Raw genomic sequence first — 17,012 nt, 5'->3', positions numbered from 1 at the left:
GGACGATGCCCAGTGGATGACGGCGAGCACGCCAGGCCGTCATCTGCCCCGGACACCGACGGGACGCCCACGGACATGAATCGCCAGCGACTGGCCCCTCATGTTCGTGCCCTGCGGTGTCCGTTGCCGTTTTCCCTTTTGACTCGACGGCAATATGCGGGGACGGACGATCGTCAGAAGATTCGTTTATGCGCTAGTCTGAACGTACAAGATTGGCAGGAACTTGCGAGAGCCGCCGCGACATGGCCCTCGAAGGACGTTCGATGCATGACGCAGGACTCCCGGCGACGGTCTGACAGGAACCGTCACTGGCAGTGAATCATCACGACGCTCGCCGTCCGACAACAATAAATGCAAAGGATTTACTCCACGATGGTCGATAACAGCCCCACCATACTCATCACGTTCGCTATCTATCTGGCGGTGATGCTCGGCATTGGCCTGCTGGCCTACAAGCGCACCTCCAACATGTCGGATTACATCCTGGGTGGCCGCTCATTGGGCCCCTGGACGTCCGCCATTTCCGCCGGTGCGTCTGACATGTCCGGCTGGCTGCTGCTGGGCCTGCCCGGTGCTGCCTACCTCAGCGGCCTGTCCGCTGCCTGGATCGGCATCGGTCTGCTGGCCGGTACCTGGCTCAACTGGCTGATCGTCGCCAAGCGCCTGCGTATCTACAGCTTCATCGCCAGCGACTCGCTGACCCTGCCGGATTACTTCGAGAAGCGCTTCCGTGACAACTCCAAGATGTTGCGCGTCATCTCGGCCGTCTTCATCCTGCTGTTCTTCCTCTTCTACACCAGCTCCGGTCTGGTGGCAGGTGGCAAGCTGTTCGAGACCGTCTTCGGCCTCGACTACACCATCGCCGTGACCGTCGGTACCATCGCCATCGTGTCCTACACCTTCTTCGGCGGCTTCCTCGCCGTGTCGTGGACTGACCTGATCCAGGGTCTGATGATGGCCGCCGCCCTGATCGTGGTGCCCATCGTGGCACTCACCGACATGGGTGGCGTGGCAGAAGCGACCTCGCGCATCACCGCCGAGAACCCGCTGCTGCTGGAATGGTTCCGTGACGCCTCCACCGGCGAAGCGCTGACGCTGGTCGGCATCGTCTCCTCACTGGCGTGGGGCCTGGGCTACTTCGGTCAGCCGCATATCCTGGCGCGTTTCGCGGCCATCCGCAGCGAGAAGGACATCGGCGCGGCACGTACCATCGCCGTGGTCTGGTCTGCGCTGGGTCTGTTCGCGGCCATCTGCATCGGCCTGCTGGGTCTCGTCTACGTGCCGAAGGACCTGGCCGACAGCGAGAAGATCTTCATGGTCATGGTGAACTTCATCTTCCACCCGGCGGTTGCCGGCGTGCTGCTGGCCGCCATCCTGGCTGCCGTGATGTCCACCGCTGACTCCCAGCTGCTGGTGTCGTCCTCTGCCCTGGCCGATGACTTCTACAAGGCGCTGTTCAAGAAGGATGCGACCCAGTCCGAGCTGGTGTGGGTCGGTCGCTTCGCGGTGGTCGGTATCGCCATCATCGCCTGGATCCTGGCGCTGGATCCGAACTCCAGCGTGCTGGGTCTGGTGTCCTACGCCTGGGCCGGCTTCGGTGCCGCCTTCGGTCCGGCTCTGATCATGTCGCTGTACTGGCGTCGCATGAACCGCTTCGGCGCGCTGGCCGGCATCATCGTCGGTGGCGTGACCGTGGTGGTCTGGAAGCAGCTTTCCGGTGGCATCTTCGATCTCTACGAGATCGTGCCGGGCGTCATCTTCGCCTACATCGCCATCTACGTGGTCAGCATCATGAGCGCAGCACCGGCTGATGAGATCACCACGGAATTCGACAAGGTCGAGAACCACGCCTGATCGAGGTGTGACAGGACACTGTCGAAGCCTGTATTGCCGTTCACATCGGCAACACGACAACGCCGCCCCTCGGGGCGGCGTTGTCGTTCATGGCCACTTGTCATGACTGACTCTCGCTTTCATGGATCCCTCTTGTGAGCCCCTTGCATGTCCTGGTTACATGACTGACTCGCATGGCCTAATCACATTGACGAGGCTTGCGAAAATCGATCACCCAGACGCCCTCCTGCAGTGACAGCGCTGGCGATTGCACTCGAGACTGCACGTGCGACAGAAGTTGAGATTGAGCGGATGAAGGGGCTGAGGTCTGACTGGTGGGCTGATCAGAGGACTGACTGGCAGCATCGCCAGGCGCACAGGACGAATGCGCTTGCAGGCGTGCCTTGAGCGCCTCATCGCGCAGCAAGGTCACCGCGCTGGCGCCCGCCAGGCGCAGCCGCACCACGGCCCAGTAGTTGTCGGGCGTGAAGGCGGCAACCAGATTCTGGCCCACGGCCGCCACCTGCTGGCGAGCGACCCGCGCCAGCGGCGCCACTGGCGCCTCGCCCAGCACCAGTACCGGCAAGGCATCGCGCGGTTGGTAGCGCTCGGCGTCGCGGGGCGAGTCCAGCGGCAGGCCCTGCTCCCGCGCCTGAGCCACCAGCGTGCGAGCCAGCTGCGTTTCATGAGCCTGCTGGGCGGCCAGCGCATTGCTCCAGGCGGCGAAGATCACCACATGGCGCACCAGCAACAGGCAGGCGACGATCAACAGGCACTGCTTCAAAGGGCACTGCATCAGCCGCCGCCAGCCAGGTGACTTGCGCTGCGTGGTGGCCGCTTCCGTCATGCTCGGCGTTGCGCTTGCTTCCGTGCTCGCTCTCACACTCTCACTCGTACTCTGAGCCAGCATCAGGGCGCCACCCAGCAGCGGCCCCCAGGCGATCAGAGTGCGCGAATGCAATACCGGCTCGGCCAGCAACAGCATCGGCCCCCATAGAGCAGGAACCAGCAGCAGCGCCCACAGGGCCCAGCTCATGCGCTGCAGCGATAGCTGGCGCGCCGAGCGAGACCTGAGCTCGGGCGCGCCAGCGGTTTCATGTCGCACAGGCGCGCCGCGAGGCAGGAGTCGCAACAGCGCCGCCCCGGCCAGCAGCGCCAGACTGAGCAACAACGTGACCTGCCCCAGCCCCTCACGCAGTTCACCCAGCGCCACGCTCAGGTTGTGCTCGAGCCCCGCCAGCAAGGCCTGCGGGTCGGCGAAGGGCAGCATCTGGCCATGCTGCTGACTGTACTCGCCCGCCACCAGCAGCCGCGTGATGGGCAGATAGAGCAGCAAGGCCACGGCGGCCAACGCCCCACGCTGCAACAGCATCCGCCAGCGCGACCACAGTGACGTGCTGGCAGCGCCCGCGAACAGGGCTTCGAGCAGGCTCAGCACCAGAAAGGCATTCAAAGCCGGTTGATAGCAGCACAGCGCCAGCAACAACAGCAGCAAGGCACTCAGCGGTGGCTGCCAGGCCTGCCACAGGCCCCGCCCTTCGCCCCGCCCTTCGCCCCGCCCTTCGCCTCCCCCTCCGGCTTGCTCTCCCTCTCCCCCGCTTTTCCCTCCAGGGCGCAGCAACAGACTGGCCAGTACTGCACTGGCCAGCGCCACGCTCATCGGCAGGCTATCGAAGGCGTAACTGAAATTCTGCAGGATGAAGGGCGTCAACCAGATCAGCGCATTGCCCACGACGCAGCCCGTCAGCGAGAGCCCCGGCAGCCATCGCCACCAGGCCAGCGCCATGCCCGACGCCAGCCCCCAGGCCGCCAGTTGTGGCAAGGGCGCGACATTGACCAGCACATCGCCGAAGCCCAGCAGACGCATGATGCCCTCGGCGGCCGGGCGCGCATTGAGCATCCAGCCGTAATAGCCATCCAGCGCGCGGCTCATGTCATCCAGATACAGCTCGCGCGTGGCAATCAATGGCACAAGCCCGAGGCCGATCACCACGAGGCTGGCAAGCAGAATGCGCCACGCCTGACGCCGCCGGGCATCAGCGGCATCATACGCTTGGGACAACGACTGCGACCTTGTCATGCACTGGACTCCCGATCAGAACGACACCCAGGACGGATGACCTCGAGAGTACCTGACTCGGGGCGCGATGGAATGCCCCGACGAAAGCCCATGAAAAACGCCACCCGAGGGTGGCGTTGTCGACCTGCATGGGTGATGCGCAAGTTACTCGGCCGGCGTACTGGCCTGATGGAAGTGCACATCGCGCTGCGGATAGGGAATGCTGATGCCGCGCTCATCGAAGGTCAGCTTGATGCGTTCGGTCATGTCCCACTTCAGCGCCCAGTAGTCGGCCGCACTGCACCACATGCGGAAGTTGAAGTTGACCGAGCTGTCGGCCAGCTCTGACACGGCGATCAGGTGGGACGGCTCCTTCATGATGCGCTCGTCACCGGCGACCAGCTCCTCGAGCACCGCCTTGACCTGACGGATGTCATCGTCATAGCTGACACCGACCACCAGGTCCAGACGACGCGTCGGCAGCGCCGAATAGTTGGTGATGGTGTTGGACATGACGCTGGAATTCGGCACGGTGACCTTGCGGTTGTCCGGCGTCACGAGGCGGGTCTGCAGCATGGTGATCTGATCGACGCTACCGGAGGTGCCGGCGGCTTCGACGTAATCGCCCTTCTTGAACGGCCGCAGCGTGACCAGCAGGAAGCCGGAGGCCAGATTGGACAGCGAGCTCTGCAGCGCCAGACCGATCGCCAGACCCGCCGCACCCAGCGCGGCGATCATGGAGGTGGTATCGACACCGAGCTGATCCAGAGCGGTCAGCAGCACCATGACCACCAGGATGGCGTAGGCGATCTGCCCGACGAAACCGGCCGCCGCCTCGTCCATGCTCTTGCGGTGCAGCAGCGAGGTCGCCCACCGGGTCAGACGCTTGGCGACCCACATGCCGAAGACCAGCACGGCCAGCGCCGACAGCAGGGTTCCGCCCCATTGCAGCCCCATCTCGAACAGCTGACTGGTATCCATGGGAATGGCATTCAAAAATTCCACGACAACTCCTTGAGCATCCCTTGCGTGGCAGTCAGCAGACCACCGGGTGCTTTATCGTTATAGGGCACGAGGCGCGCGCCGGGGACGCACCGACACTCGGCCGAACGGATCATTGGGTATTCACGCGCGCACAATTTACCTGACTATCGGCGTCACGTCAGTGCTCTTGCAGCTGAAGCAGCGTGCCCTGACAGGCCATTCATCCATTCAGGGCTGTGCCCGAGCGGGTGTCAGTCCCAGCGGTGAGCGCAGCGTCAGCGCGTCCAGACGCAGGCCCACGGGAAACTTGTTGGCATCCAGCCCCACATCGCGCGGCGCAATGGGCGGCGGCCCCTTGAGGGTCAGGCTGAAGCTGCCATCGCTCGCGATCAGCGCGGCGGGCACCTCGACCTCGAAGCGCTCATAATCACCGCCCACCGGCCAGCGCGTGACGGTCTGCTCTTTGATCATGACTTCCACCGGCAGCGCGGTGGCCGAATCCGAGAAGCGTGACAGCTCAAGCGCCACGACCACCGCCTGTGAACCTGCCGGCGAGACCTCGGGCGCCACCCGCAGACGCAAGGTGACCTCCGCCAGCCGCGCACTGACCGGCACGTCTGGCTGAGGCGAGTAGAAACCGGCCCACAGCACACCGCAATTGCCCAGCGGCTCGCCCTTGCGGACGGAGTAGCGCTCACCAAGCGTCAGTACCGGCACCTCGCCCATCGGCCGGTAACAGGTGGTGGCATGCTCGATGAAGTAGCGCCGATAGTGATCATCGACCCTGGGCGTGCGCGCCAGCCACAGAATGGCGAGTTCGAAGGCCAGCACCACCACGGTGGCCAGCAGCCACCAGACCCGCTGGCTGCGACGCGGCCGTGGCGCGCCATACAGCGCATCAGACGAGCCAGAAGACGGCGTCATACCAGTTCTCCACCAGCCAGAGATTAGCGAGCGCACCCAGCATGACAAGACCCCAGGCCAGCGTGCGTGGCAGCCGCACGAGCAGGTCATGGAGGGCCAGCACGAACACCGGCATGCCGATCATGTAGCGCGGAATGGCGTCCAGCCCGGTCGCCAGCGGTATGAACAGCGTGAAGCCCGCCAGCCCCGTCTCCAGCCAGCGCCGCTGCAGGCCCAGCCAGCCGATCAGGCCGACACCGACCAGTGCCATGCTCGCCTGCCACGCCGGGCGCAGCGTCTCCGGCGCGCTCTGCCAGTAGCTCAGCCCTTCAATGAGGTTGGTCAGAGGGTTGCCCATCTCACGGCCCCAGGAAATCTGCACATGGCTGAAGGCCAGCGCGTCACCCATCCGGAGATAGAGCAGCGCCATGAACAGAAACAACCCCAGGGGCCCCACCATGCCGATCAGCAGCCAATCGGGCCGCCGCCACAGCTCGGCGAAGGCCCGCAGGCGCAGGCGCGCCACAAGCTCGATTCCCATCGCGATGACCCAGAACACCCCGGTGGCACGGGTCATCGACAACAGCAGCGTCCAGAGCATCACGCGGCCGGTGCGCTGGCAGCGCCAGTCGATCAATGACGCCAGACACAGCAGCCAGAACAGTGACTCGGAATAGAGCGCGCTGAAATAGAAGCTGTACGGCATGCTGGCCGCCAGCCACACGAACAGCAGCAACGGCGCGCCGGGACGCGTGATGGCCAGATAACGACAGCCCAGCCCCAGCGCCACGGCCAGCAAGGCATTGCTCAGCAGTACGCCCATCAGTTCGGGGTCGAGCTGACCGCCCAGCGTCACCAGCCACAGCAGTGCCGGATAGAGCGGGAAGAAGGCCCAGTTGGCGGCGTCGCCATCACTCATGCCGCGCGCCTCGACATCGTAGCCGCGCGTCATGATGCCCTTGAACCAGCTGCCGTCGAACTGCGCCATGGCGTGCAGATAGCCGTGATCGCCCCACAGCGCGATGGCGATCCAGACGGCGCGTGTCACCAGCAATGCCAGCAGGATATGCCCCCAGGGAATGTGCACGGCCTGCGCCCGCGCGAGTGCCTCGGCAGGGGGCGGCGTCTCGGCCGCCAATGTCTTGAGGCGCTCCCCCAGCATCGAGCGCGGCCCTGCGGTGACGCTGTCATTCATGCATGGTCTTCCTTGAAGGCCCACAGCCGTGAGGCCAGATAGGTCACGATAGGCACCGAGAGCGTGGCGATCGCAATGGCGACGAAGCCCGAAAGGTCCAGCCCCTGCATCAGCAGTGCCAACAGGCCATTGTTGAGCGCGAAGCCGCCCGCCGCGACCAGTCCGAAGCGCCAGGCACTGCCCTGGCGCTTGAAGGTCAGCCGGCGATGGCCGACCAGCGAGACCTGGAAGGCGACGCAGAAGGCAATGATATTGGCGATGAATTCATTGAGCTGCGGCCACAGGAACAGTAGCAAGGCAGCGACCCCCAGATGCACGCCCGTCGCGACCAGCCCGACCAGCCCGAAGCGGGTCGCGGTGCCCGCCTCCTCCCTGGCGCGGGCAGTGACTGGCTTTTCGGACTCGCTGACGCCTTCACGATCAGCGCTCAAGTGATTCACCTCGCGCCGCGTCGCGTGGCCCACCGCGCACGACGCGCGCAGTGCTCAGGCCGCTGTCGAGGCCCCTGTCCGGTGACACGCTGCCCGGCGGGCTGTCGTGCAGGCTGTCATGGTCGATCAGGTAAAGCGGACGCTGCTTGGTTTCCATGAACAGGCGACCGAGGTATTCGCCCAGCACGCCGATCGAGATCAACTGCATGCCGCCGAAGAACAGGATCGCGACCATCAGTGAGGCATAGCCCGGCGCATCGGCGCCGAACAGCACCGTCTTGCTGATGATCACCAGGATATAGAGGAAGGAAAGAGCGGCGACGACACTGCCGATATAGGTCCAGACCCGCAGCGGCCAGGTCGAGAAGCTCACCACGCCGTCGAGGGCGAAGTTCCACAGCTTCCAGTAGTTGAACTTGGTAGTACCGGCCGTGCGCGACGGGCGCTGGTAGGTGACGCCCACCGAGCGGTAGCCGGGCCACGAGAACAGGCCCTTCATGAAGCGGTTGCGCTCGGGCAGGCGCCGCAGCGCCTCGACGACACGGCGGTCCAGCAGGCGGAAGTCGCCTGCATCGCGCGGTATCTCGGTGAAGGTCAGGCGGTTGAAGACGCGGTAGAACCAGCCTGCCGTCTTGCGCTTGGTGGCGGTGTCCTCATGGCGCGCGGCGCGCACGCCATAGACCATGTCGTAGCCGGCCTGCCATTGACTGATGAACTCGAGGATCACCTCCGGCGGGTCCTGCAGATCGACATCCATCGGCACGATGGCATCACCACGCGCCTGCTCGATGCCCGCGGACATGGCCGCTTCCTTGCCGAAGTTGCGTGTCAGGCTCAGGTAGCGCACGCGGGCATCGCCGGCCGCCGCGGCCTCCAGACACGCCCGGGTGCCGTCGGTTGAGCCATCATCGACGAACAGCACTTCAAGATGCGGCACCTGCGAGCCCAGTGTCTTCTCGATGGCCTCCAGAAAGAGGCCGATGGTCTCCTCCTCGTTCATCACCGGCACCACCAATGACAGGACCCAGTCACCGGAAAGGCGGCGCGACATGTCGCGGGGAATATGCCCCGACGAGATCGAGGACTGCCTGCCAGACGTCTGGCCGCAGGATGCATCAGCTGAGGACCGCATGGTATTTCCTCCATCGAGAGCCCCGTCATTCATGCACGCTAGGGCATCATCATCTGACAAGGTGAGAATGAAGAGGCCACAGGCGCTGCACCAGCGCCTTACCAGACACTCTCGCTCTCGATCGGTGCCTCTCCTCCCTCCGCTCCATTACCTCTTGGGGCCGAGGGCGACGAATACAACGCAGCGTCAATGCTGGCGGTGGCCAGCGCGAACGGATCTGCCGACTGCAAGAATCCGTGAAAAGCCCCCGCACAGCGCCAGACATCGGCAAGGGCCTGCAAGAGCCACGAGCGATCACGAGGGCCTGCGCGGGGCAATGAGCGCGATGCCACCTCGCTGCGTTATAGAGCCTGCGGCCTCGACAAGTAAAGCCTGAATCACTCAAGGACTCGCAAGCCATGCCCTTGAGCCATGCCTTTAGCCCTAAACAAACACGGCCGCTCCAGGGAGCGGCCGTGTTTGTTGATGTAATGAATAGAGCCTGCGCAATCGCGTTACTGGCTGGACGCGAGGGTCACCAGCGTGATGAGCAAAAGACACCAGCTCAGCGGCGCCCCCAGCAGCCAGGCGCGGGTCGCATGGCGCGGTACCAGGCCGACACCATGCGTGAAGCCGGCTCCCAGCCCCCACAGCGCGACCAGCAACATCAGATAGCGCGGCCCTGTCTGCATCGAGGCAATCGCATCCGGCCCCAGCAGCATCCAGATGGCCACCATGGCAGACAGCAGCAGCGAGGCCAGATGGGCAGGTCGAGTTCGGCACCAGGCCGGTGGTCGTGAGGCGTACCAGGGTCGTGACATCGAGCTCTCCTTGATCGGAACGGTCAGCGGCGCAGAAGTAACGTTGGGGGGCCGCCTCACTCAATCATCGTCAAAGGTGTGGGTCTGCTCAAGCCACAATGCATTGATGATGCCCGCGAAGCAGGCCAGCAACACACCGAGAATCCAGGCGAAATACCACATGGTGTCGTCTCCTGGCGAGGGCACTGCCCTCGCCTGTTGATAGCAAATGGGAGCAATTGGCTCAGCTAGCTCAACTCAACTCAACTCAACTCAATACAGACTGTGACCGTCCTGCTCGATATGCGCGACGGTGACACGTCGCCACATCTTCACGTAGCACCAGGTGGTGTAGAGGATGATGGTCGGCACCATCACCAGACCCGCCACGGTGACGATGGAGAGCGTCAGCTCGCTGGAAACGGAATCCCACAGCGTCAGGCTGGCCTCGCTCATGCGCGAGGACGGCACGATGAACGGGAACATGCTGATGCCCGCGGTGGCGACCACACCCCCTACCCCGACGGAGCTTGCCGTGAAGGCCGCGCCGCCCTTGCGCCGGGCCGACAGCACCATCGCGGCCAGCACACCGACCACCGCGCTGAGCGGTGCCAGCAGCGTCAACGGCTCACGCGCGTAGACATCCAGCCAGCTGCCCGGCCCGACCTGCTTGTCGAGCAGCTTCAGGGCCGAGGCGGTATCGCCCATCTGATCGATGCTGTAGCCCATGCCGGACAGCCACACCCACAGGCCGCCCAGCGCGAACAGCCCCAGCGTCAAAAGGCCCAGCGGCTGCACCAGACGCGCGCTGCGTGCGGCGACGGTCTCATCGGCACGCGCCACCAGCCAGGTACCGCCATGCAGCATCACCATCACCACGGACAGCGCGGCGCACAGCAGCGCGAAGGGGTTGAACAGGCCCAGGTAGCTACCGGCGTAGCTGGCACGCATGAACTGATCGACTTCCAGCGGCACGCCCTGCAGCAGGTTGCCGAAGATCAGCCCGAAGAAGGCGGTGGGAATCAGGCTGCCGGCGACGATGCCGCGGTCCCACCAGCCACGCCACTGGGTGTTCTCGAGCTTGGAGCGATAGTCAAAGCCCAGCGGGCGGAAGAACAGCGAGAACAGGATGGTCAGCATCGCGAAATAGAAGCTGGAGAACACGGCGCCGTAGACCACCGGCCACACCGCGAACACCGCGCCAATGGCGGTGACCAGCCATACCTGATTGCCATCCCAATGCGGGGCCAGGGTATTGATCACCACGCGGCGTTCGCTGTCATTGCGGCTGACCAGCGGCATCAGCATCGCCGCGCCCATGTCCATGCCATCGGTGATGACGAAGCCGATCAGCAGCAGCCCTACCGCCACCCACCAGAACAGCTTGAGGATCTCGTAATCCCACATGATCCGTTACTCCTTGAATGACAGCGAAGGATTGAGTGACATGCCGTCATCTTCGGACATGGCGCCATGGTGGATGCCGCCGCGCTCGAAGTGATAGCGACCGGTGTGCAGGGAAGACGGCCCCTTGCGTGCGAAGTGGAACATCAGCCACATCTCGATGACGAAGAACAGGCTGTAGAAGGCCAGGAAGCCACCGATGGACCACCACAGATCGGACTCATCCAGACTCGAGGCCGCCATGAAGGTCGGCAGAATCTCCCCCACCGCCCACGGCTGACGCCCGAATTCGGCCACGAACCAGCCGGTTTCCACGGCGATGAACGGCAGCGGGATCGACAGTAGGCAGATCCACAGGAAGGGCCGCACGTCGAAGCGCTGCTTGGCGGTCATCCACACCGCCGCGATGAAGATCACCAGCATCGCCATGCCGCAGGCGACCATGATGCGGAACGAGAAGAACATCGGCGCGACCGGCGGAATCGAGTCGGCGGCGGCCTTGTCGATCATCTCCGGCGTGGCATCGGAGGGCGTCTCGACGTAGCGCTTGAGCAGCATGCCGTAGCCGAGATCATCCTTGACCGCATCGAAGGCCTTGCGGGTCGCGATGTCGTCCTGGCCATCACGCAGCTGCTGGAGCAGGTCATAGGCCTGCATGCCGTTGAGGATGCGTCCGCGGTGCTCCTCGGTCAGCTCCTTGATGCCGGGAATCTCGGTATCCAGCGAGCGCGTGCCGATCAGGCCCATCACATAGGGAATATGGATGCCGTAATCGGTGTGCTGGGTTTCCTCGTTGGGCAGTCCGATCAGCGTGAAGGACGCCGGCGCCGGCTCGGTTTCCCACATCGCCTCGATGGCGGCCATCTTGGCCTTCTGGACATCCCCGACCTCGTAGCCGGACTCATCGCCCAGCACGATCACCGAAGCCACCGAGAACAGACCGAAGGCGGCGGCGATGGCGAAGCTGCGCTTGGCGAAGCCCAGATCACGCCCCTTGAGCAGATAGAAGGCGCTGATGCCGAGCACAAACATGGCGCCGGTCACATAGCCTGCCGACACGGTATGCACGAACTTGGCCTGGGCGACCGGGTTGAAGATGACATCCGCGAAGCTGGTCAGCTCCATGCGCATGGTCTCGAAATTGAAGGCCGCACCGACCGGATTCTGCATCCAGCCGTTGGCGATCAGGATCCACAGCGCCGAGAAGTTGGAGCCGAAGGCGACAAGCCAGGTCACCATCAGGTGCTGACGCTTGGTCAGGCGGTCCCAGCCGAAGAAGAACAGGCCGACGAAGGTGGACTCGAGGAAGAAGGCCACCAGGCCCTCGATGGCCAGCGGCGCACCGAAGATGTCGCCGACGTAATGCGAGTAGTAGGCCCAGTTGGTGCCGAACTGGAATTCCATCGTCAGGCCCGTGGCCACGCCAAGGGCGAAGTTGATACCGAACAGCTTGCCCCAGAACTTGGTCATGTCCTGGTAGACCTGCTTGCCGGTCATGACATACAGGGATTCCATGATGGCCAGCAGAAAGGCCATGCCGATGGTCAATGGTACGAACAGGAAGTGGTAGAGCGCGGTCATGCCGAACTGGAACCGCGACAGCTCCACGACGGTATCGGAGATCATGTCTTAACCCCTTTGCGATAAGGCGGACGGTCAGGCGCCGTCCCTGCATGCGCTTGCCATCGACGTCGGGCGGACACATCAGGCCGACTGTCGCCGGCAAGCACACAGGCACTGGCACCGTGGCACCAAGACCTTGGTCGGCATTGTCTACCCTCCCGCGCCAGCCTCCAGATGTCAGGTTGTCGCACTCACCGAGCGAATGTCGCACCCGCCACCTCCGCCAAGTGCCTGTCGTCACAGGACAACTCCGCTGCAAGCCGCATGGATGCTGGAGCGACGGGCATCGCTGGCCTGGCGCTAACTCAACGCTGACTCCTCGCACCCCTGCGCGCGCTGCGACCATCGACCACACTGCGACGTTCAACCACGCTGCGACCGTCTGGCGCACCCAAGCAGCGCCAGCGCCACGCAGAAAGCCATCACGCCTTCACGCCATTGCCGCAGTGGGAAGGAGAGTTTTGTGCCACAGGCCTGTCACTTCCCCAGCAGGCTAACTATCATGGCCAGTCATCGCAGCGCTCACCGACAAGGATTGCCAGTGCACGCTTACCGCCCATCACCCGAGACCGTGATTCCTACCTGACATGACGCATCGCTCCCCCGTTCATCCCTCTGCTGGTCATACCGCCACTACCAGCCCCAGCGCCACGGCGCCGCGCGGCCACGGCGATTACTGCGAAGCCGGGCTTGCCCGCCTGCTGGAGCAGCACGACCTCAATAGCTTCGATGCCCTGTGGCAAGTGGCAGCCCACGACGTCGACGCGCCGAATCGTGAACGCGGCGGCGTCTCGACGGTCTCGCTGCTGACACTCGAGGATGAGGACGGCAACAGCCATCGCCTCTACCTCAAGCGCCAGACCAACCATCTGGGCCGCAGCCTGGCGCGACCGCTGGGCGAACCGACCTTCTCTCGCGAATGGCGTGCCATCCGTCACTATCACGCGCTGGGGATACCGGCAGTGGACGCCGGCTGGTACGGCGAGCGGCGCGCAGGCCGGGAATGGCGCGCCATCCTGATCACCTTCGATCTCGCCGGGCGCGATGATCTGGATCACTGGCATCAACGCTGGGCGGAACTCGATACCGGCATGCGCTCTCAGGTCATCACCGCCAGCGCTCGCCTGGTTCGCGAGATCCATCAGGCTGGCCTGATGCATGGCTGTCTGTTCCCCAAGCACATCTTCCTGAGCCGCCCGCCGAGTGAGTCGCCGGACAGCACCTGGCAGATGGACGCCGTCATCATCGATCTCGAGAAGACGCGCCGCTTCGTGCTGCGCCGCCACGAGTGCCTGCGCGATCTCTACGTGCTGTGGCGCCGCCTGAAGGGCTGGCAGCATGATGAATGGCGACAATTTCTTGCCGTCTATCGCGATGCGGATGCGCAGAGCGCCGAGGTCAGTCAGTGGCTGGAACAGCTGGAAGCACGCGCCGCACGCAAGCGTCGCTGAGCCTTAAGAGGCCGGCAAAGATCCTTGACGTAGTGATCACTAACCTTGCGCACGGCATGCGACCAAGGTCTTGGTCACCTTGCGCGAGGATGAATGGGAATGTCGCTCAAATGCGTCATCTCAAGTCTCACTCGTGAGACATTAAACTTCCCTGAAATAATCGGTAACATCTGCTAACAGGACGCCCAACAAGTTTTCAAACATCGTTCTAAAAAAATACTTGCCAAACAGAACGCTGTTTTTTATAGTTTTCAGCGTCCCCTGATCGACGCAGCCACGCAGAGCACACGGCCCACGCCGTAGGGTAGCGAGGCACTGCTGACAGGCAGCTCACGAAGCCAAGCTTCAAGGAGAACTACATATGAAAGCTATCAAGATCCTGACCGCTACTGTTATCGCCGGCACCATGGCAATGGGCGCACAATCCGCCATGGCATATGGCAAGGGTGATACCTTCCTGCGCGGTGGCGTTGCCAAGGTCGACGGCAAGAGCAACAACGGCAACGGTCTGATCGCCAAGGACGAATCTGGCTTCGCCGGTTCCGTGGGCTACATGTTCCACGACAACCTGGCCATCGCCCTGCAGTCCACTGAAGAATTCAGCACTGACTGGGAAAACAGCGCCGGTGGTTTCGATGAGATGCCGATCAACCTGATGCTGCAGTACTACCCGCTGGGCGGTACTGAAGCCCGCGTCCAGCCGTACGCTGGTGTCGGCCTGAACTACACCCACTTCTCCGGTGAGTCTGCCGGTGGCCAGAGCATGGACATCGACGACAGCTACGGCGCCGCTGCCGAGCTGGGTGTGGACCTCAAGATCACCGAAGCCTGGGCCGTCAATGGCTACGCCCGTTATGCTGACGTCAAGGCCGATACCAAGATCGCCGGTCAGGACGTGAACGACACCGAGCTGGATCCGGTCACTGTCGGTGCCGGTGTCACCTACCGCTTCTAAGTCCTTGCACGAGGCGTGAACATGCCTCCAGCGAGTACTCGGCAAGCCGTGTGGTGCCGCATCATTCCCTAAAGCGCCAGCAATGGACCTCGGCAACATCGAGCCGTCCAGGCGCCGGATGGGCATCACACACGAACGCCGCAGACCTCAGGGTCTGCGGCGTTTTCGTTGTGGGCAATCAACGGCTACATGGCCAATCTTGAGCGGCGCCGCGCAGAAATTGACCTGGATCAACCAGGCTCCTGCCCAGGCAAGAACGTCCGTAAACTCTTGCCCCAGATCAAATTTCTCGAAATTCGGCTACCTAGAATGAAGGCATTGTTTCCCGCCACCCTTCAGGAGCCATCATGCCCGACGTCGTCACTCGCTCAGCCTCCCTCCCCGCGCACCTGACTTCACGTAGCCCGCGCTCTGCAGCACGCCCGTGGCAGCTTCTGGCACTGGCAGGCCTCACCGGCCTCGCGACTCTCTGTGCCACACCGGCCATGGCCGCCGACTCGCTGAATGCCAGCTCTCATAGCTCTCTCAACTCTCCCAGCTCTCTCAACTACGGCGCCGGGCAGTTCTGGACGCGTGCAGGTGTCGCCAAGGTCTCGCCGAAGAGTGACAACGGTCGCATCGATGCCATCGGTGCCGACGTGGATGTCGATGATGACAGCGCCTTTGCCTTCACTCTCGGCTATCGCTTCACCGACATCTTCGGTATCGAGCTGCTGGCGGCGCAGGATTTCGACCACGATATCTCGCTCAATGGCCAGAAAGCCGGTTCCGTCGACCACCTGCCGCCGACCCTGACACTGCAGTACTACCCGCTTGGCGGGCGTGAATCGCGCATCCAGCCGTACATCGGCGCGGGCGTCAATTACACCCACTTCTCCGATGAAACCCTCGACGATGGCACCAAGCTCGAGATGGATGACAGCTGGGGCGCGGCCGCACAGATCGGCGTCGATCTGGTGATCAACGAGCACTGGGCGGCCAACGTCGCCGCCTGGTATCTGGATATCGATTCCGATGTCACCGTGGCGGGCAGCGTCAACGACAAGGTCGAGATCGATCCCATCGTGACCATGGCCGGGATCAGCTATCGCTTCTGATCAGCCACTTCCTGGCTAGCGCTTCTGACGGGCCAGAGACGACAACGCCCCGCCAGCCCATCTCGGGCCGGCGGGGCGTTGTGCGTTGTGCGTTGTGCGTTGCACCTGGTGTACTGTGCGTTGTGAGTTGTGCGCTCGGCACGCCTCAGCGCGGGGCGGCTTGCCCACTGTTCGTTGCCGAAGCATTGGAAGTTGCTGAAACTGTTGAGGTTGAGGTCGTTGAGGGAGTTGAAGGCGAAGGCGGCGTGACGTCCTCCGCCGGCGCCTTGCTCACCTTGCCCGGACGCGGGCGGTCCAGTACCAGCCCCAGCACCACCAGTGCGGCGCCCGCCACCATCAGCGCGGTCCACTGCTCATCGAACAGCCACCATGCCATCAGCGCGGCACACGGCGGCACCAGGAAGAAGGTGCGCGCGACCTGATGGGCCTCGCCACGCTCCAGCATCAGCATCAGCAGCCAGATGGCACCGACCGAGATGGCGATCACCAGCCAGGCCATGGTCAGCAGCAGACGCGGCGTGGGGTCAAAGGCAAAGCTGCCGACACTGGTCGCGGCGACGACGAACACCGCGCCCGCACCGAGATACTGGAACATCAGCCCCTCGACCAACCCCATGCGCCCGGAGACCCGCTTCTGCCACAGCGTCGAGCTGGACACGCCGATCAGTGCCACCAGGCACCAGACGAGCCCGATCAGCGGCCACTCCAAGGTGCCCGCGCCGTCCCTGGCCAGCCCTACCCCCAGCACCAGACTGACGCCGATGGCGCCACAGCCAAGCCCCGCCCACTGCCTGGCCCCGAGACGCACGCCGAACAACGGCAGCGACAACGCCGCCGTCACCAGTGGATGCAGGCTGACCAGCAGCGCCGTCAGACCCGCCGGCAGCCCCGCCTTGACCGCCGCGAACACGCCGCCCAGATAGGCGCCGTGCAACAGCATGCCGATGCCCATCTGCGCCAGACGGTCATTGCGCCGGCCCCACTGACGCGGCTTGCGGCGCAGCCACAGAATCAACCCCAGCACCGGCAGCACCAGCAGGCTGCGCACCAGCAGCAAGGTGAAGGGTTCAGCGTCCAGGGTACCGAAGCGCGCGGCGATGAAGCCGCTGGCGAACAGAAACACGAAGCAAAGTGGCATCCACATCACGCAGACTCCAGCGAGAGAA

The 17,012-nt window shown here is 63.7% G+C and carries 15 protein-coding genes; 4 read left to right on the top strand and 11 right to left on the bottom strand.

Annotated elements, in window-relative coordinates; genetic code table 11:
* The first annotated feature begins 372 nt into the window (after positions 1-372).
* Positions 373-1,854: a sodium/proline symporter PutP gene (gene putP / locus QQF40_RS02355; RefSeq protein ID WP_279838110.1), complete on the top strand. Its 1,482-nt coding sequence runs from the start codon at positions 373-375 to the stop codon at positions 1,852-1,854.
* A gap of 178 nt (positions 1,855-2,032) precedes the next feature.
* Here the strand turns inward: putP and QQF40_RS02350 are convergent, their stop codons facing one another.
* From QQF40_RS02350 to QQF40_RS02305, 10 genes are all read right to left on the bottom strand, one after another.
* Positions 2,033-3,895, bottom strand: a complete 1,863-nt coding sequence (locus QQF40_RS02350; protein WP_285460259.1) for a glucosyltransferase domain-containing protein — start codon at positions 3,893-3,895, stop codon at positions 2,033-2,035.
* A gap of 162 nt (positions 3,896-4,057) precedes the next feature.
* Entirely contained in the window at positions 4,058-4,897 is an 840-nt protein-coding gene (locus QQF40_RS02345) for a mechanosensitive ion channel family protein (RefSeq protein WP_282627817.1), read from the bottom strand.
* 207 nt (positions 4,898-5,104) lie between these two features.
* A complete protein-coding gene (locus QQF40_RS02340; protein ID WP_285460258.1) occupies positions 5,105-5,800 on the bottom strand; it encodes a hypothetical protein in 696 nt (231 codons plus the stop codon).
* Positions 5,775-6,974: a putative hexosyltransferase gene (locus QQF40_RS02335; protein WP_285460257.1), complete on the bottom strand. Its 1,200-nt coding sequence runs from the start codon at positions 6,972-6,974 to the stop codon at positions 5,775-5,777. The genes QQF40_RS02340 and QQF40_RS02335 overlap by 26 nt, the downstream gene beginning before the upstream one ends.
* Complete coding sequence (locus QQF40_RS02330; RefSeq protein ID WP_175089786.1) at positions 6,971-7,405, bottom strand: GtrA family protein; 435 nt, start codon at positions 7,403-7,405, stop codon at positions 6,971-6,973. The genes QQF40_RS02335 and QQF40_RS02330 overlap by 4 nt, the downstream gene beginning before the upstream one ends.
* The gene (locus QQF40_RS02325; RefSeq protein WP_285460255.1) at positions 7,395-8,537 is read right to left on the bottom strand and encodes a glycosyltransferase family 2 protein; all 1,143 of its coding nucleotides are present in this window, start codon (positions 8,535-8,537) and stop codon (positions 7,395-7,397) included. The genes QQF40_RS02330 and QQF40_RS02325 overlap by 11 nt, the downstream gene beginning before the upstream one ends.
* A gap of 494 nt (positions 8,538-9,031) precedes the next feature.
* Entirely contained in the window at positions 9,032-9,337 is a 306-nt protein-coding gene (locus QQF40_RS02320; RefSeq protein ID WP_082388798.1) for a cyd operon YbgE family protein, read from the bottom strand.
* A gap of 60 nt (positions 9,338-9,397) precedes the next feature.
* Positions 9,398-9,499, bottom strand: coding sequence for a cytochrome bd-I oxidase subunit CydX (gene cydX, locus QQF40_RS02315; protein ID WP_024951692.1), 102 nt, complete (start codon positions 9,497-9,499; stop codon positions 9,398-9,400).
* A gap of 90 nt (positions 9,500-9,589) precedes the next feature.
* On the bottom strand, positions 9,590-10,723 hold the full coding sequence (gene cydB / locus QQF40_RS02310) for a cytochrome d ubiquinol oxidase subunit II (protein ID WP_279836936.1): 1,134 nt from the start codon (positions 10,721-10,723) through the stop codon (positions 9,590-9,592).
* Positions 10,724-10,729: 6 nt separating this feature from the next.
* Positions 10,730-12,346, bottom strand: coding sequence for a cytochrome ubiquinol oxidase subunit I (locus QQF40_RS02305; RefSeq protein ID WP_054556794.1), 1,617 nt, complete (start codon positions 12,344-12,346; stop codon positions 10,730-10,732).
* Positions 12,347-12,930: 584 nt separating this feature from the next.
* Between QQF40_RS02305 and QQF40_RS02300 the strand changes: the two genes are divergently transcribed.
* The 3 genes from QQF40_RS02300 to QQF40_RS02290 all read left to right on the top strand — a co-directional run bounded on the left by QQF40_RS02300 (position 12,931) and on the right by QQF40_RS02290 (position 15,846).
* Complete coding sequence (locus QQF40_RS02300) at positions 12,931-13,794, top strand: lipopolysaccharide kinase InaA family protein (protein WP_285460254.1); 864 nt, start codon at positions 12,931-12,933, stop codon at positions 13,792-13,794.
* A gap of 361 nt (positions 13,795-14,155) precedes the next feature.
* The gene (locus tag QQF40_RS02295; RefSeq protein ID WP_175089782.1) at positions 14,156-14,749 is read left to right on the top strand and encodes an OmpW/AlkL family protein; all 594 of its coding nucleotides are present in this window, start codon (positions 14,156-14,158) and stop codon (positions 14,747-14,749) included.
* A 485-nt stretch (positions 14,750-15,234) separates the two neighbouring features.
* Entirely contained in the window at positions 15,235-15,846 is a 612-nt protein-coding gene (locus QQF40_RS02290) for an OmpW/AlkL family protein (RefSeq protein ID WP_285460419.1), read from the top strand.
* Positions 15,847-15,991: 145 nt separating this feature from the next.
* Here QQF40_RS02290 and QQF40_RS02285 read toward each other — a convergent pair whose 3' ends face one another.
* Positions 15,992-16,990: a DMT family transporter gene (locus QQF40_RS02285; protein WP_285460253.1), complete on the bottom strand. Its 999-nt coding sequence runs from the start codon at positions 16,988-16,990 to the stop codon at positions 15,992-15,994.
* Positions 16,991-17,012 lie beyond the last annotated feature (22 nt).

Source organism: Cobetia sp. LC6 (assembly GCF_030264805.1).
Classification (GTDB): Bacteria; Pseudomonadota; Gammaproteobacteria; order Pseudomonadales; family Halomonadaceae; genus Cobetia.
This window is presented reverse-complemented; position numbering and strand designations above follow the sequence as displayed.

What these genes read in the sequence shown, in the direction of transcription:
- putP (WP_279838110.1), top strand. Translation starts at nt 373, where the DNA reads ATGGTCGATAACAGCCCCACCATACTCATCACGTTCGCTATCTATCTG.
- QQF40_RS02340 (WP_285460258.1), bottom strand. Translation starts at nt 5,800, where the DNA reads ATGACGCCGTCTTCTGGCTCGTCTGATGCGCTGTATGGCGCGCCACGG.
- QQF40_RS02335 (WP_285460257.1), bottom strand. Translation starts at nt 6,974, where the DNA reads ATGAATGACAGCGTCACCGCAGGGCCGCGCTCGATGCTGGGGGAGCGC.
- QQF40_RS02325 (WP_285460255.1), bottom strand. Translation starts at nt 8,537, where the DNA reads ATGCGGTCCTCAGCTGATGCATCCTGCGGCCAGACGTCTGGCAGGCAG.
- QQF40_RS02320 (WP_082388798.1), bottom strand. Translation starts at nt 9,337, where the DNA reads ATGTCACGACCCTGGTACGCCTCACGACCACCGGCCTGGTGCCGAACT.
- cydX (WP_024951692.1), bottom strand. Translation starts at nt 9,499, where the DNA reads ATGTGGTATTTCGCCTGGATTCTCGGTGTGTTGCTGGCCTGCTTCGCG.
- cydB (WP_279836936.1), bottom strand. Translation starts at nt 10,723, where the DNA reads ATGTGGGATTACGAGATCCTCAAGCTGTTCTGGTGGGTGGCGGTAGGG.
- QQF40_RS02305 (WP_054556794.1), bottom strand. Translation starts at nt 12,346, where the DNA reads ATGATCTCCGATACCGTCGTGGAGCTGTCGCGGTTCCAGTTCGGCATG.
- QQF40_RS02300 (WP_285460254.1), top strand. Translation starts at nt 12,931, where the DNA reads ATGACGCATCGCTCCCCCGTTCATCCCTCTGCTGGTCATACCGCCACT.
- QQF40_RS02295 (WP_175089782.1), top strand. Translation starts at nt 14,156, where the DNA reads ATGAAAGCTATCAAGATCCTGACCGCTACTGTTATCGCCGGCACCATG.
- QQF40_RS02290 (WP_285460419.1), top strand. Translation starts at nt 15,235, where the DNA reads ATGGCCGCCGACTCGCTGAATGCCAGCTCTCATAGCTCTCTCAACTCT.
- QQF40_RS02285 (WP_285460253.1), bottom strand. Translation starts at nt 16,990, where the DNA reads ATGTGGATGCCACTTTGCTTCGTGTTTCTGTTCGCCAGCGGCTTCATC.